This is a genomic window from Clostridioides sp. GD02377, from assembly GCF_045899875.1.
In the GTDB taxonomy this organism is placed as follows: domain Bacteria; phylum Bacillota; class Clostridia; order Peptostreptococcales; family Peptostreptococcaceae; genus Clostridioides; species Clostridioides difficile_A.
On sequence record NZ_JBJODA010000065.1, the window covers coordinates 1 to 746 of the forward strand.

At 30.6% G+C, this 746-nt stretch carries 1 protein-coding gene; it reads right to left on the reverse strand.

The features are described from left to right. Positions 1–721: phage tail protein (locus tag Q3304_RS20770; RefSeq protein ID WP_407815486.1), on the reverse strand; the 721-nt coding region annotated here is incomplete at its 3' end. Positions 722–746: the final 25 nt, after the last annotated feature.

Genomic DNA, 746 nt, shown 5'->3' on the forward strand with positions numbered 1-746 from the left:
CTTGAACATTTGTAGCAGTAAGATTACTTGTTGCATTATTATAACTTGTTTTTTCTGCTGTTGTTTCTATGCTATCTACACTAGTTTTCACCTCATTTAATGCACTAACTATATTTGTTTTATCTGTTGTTTCAAGTAGTGTTGTATCACCTATTTTATTGTTTAATTCTGTTTTAGTAGTTTCTATGTTGCTTACTAACTCTGTTTTAGTTGTGTCTATTTTAGTGTCAACAGTATCTATTTTAGCCTCTAAATCTTGTAAATCTTTTAATGTAGCAAAAATTATTGTAGGGTCAATTTTAAGCTCTATATTATTAACATTAGATACAACAAAAATAGTTTTTACCTTCATGTCAATAACTGCTCCATCTTCTAATCTAGGCTTGTATGCTGACCTATATTTTGATATAGCAAGTAAATTACCTTCTGTATCTAAATAACCTATCTCTCTAACTATAAAGCCTCCAGCATTTGCAGGTATAAGACTCTCTAAAATTAGACAATTTGCCAAGTCTTCATCAGTTTTAACATTTCCTACATTACCTTCCCAAACTACATTTTTGAGTACTGTTTGCTCTTCTGTTGGATTATATTCACTTCCTGCACCATCTCCAAGTTGAATCTTAGCAAAGTCAACTTTTTCTCCTACTATACTTGCATTTGCTATCTTAGCTTTACCTACATTTGTTAATATTGTATAGTAACTTTTTTCTGTAGCCAAACTACCACCTCCTATCTAATAAATC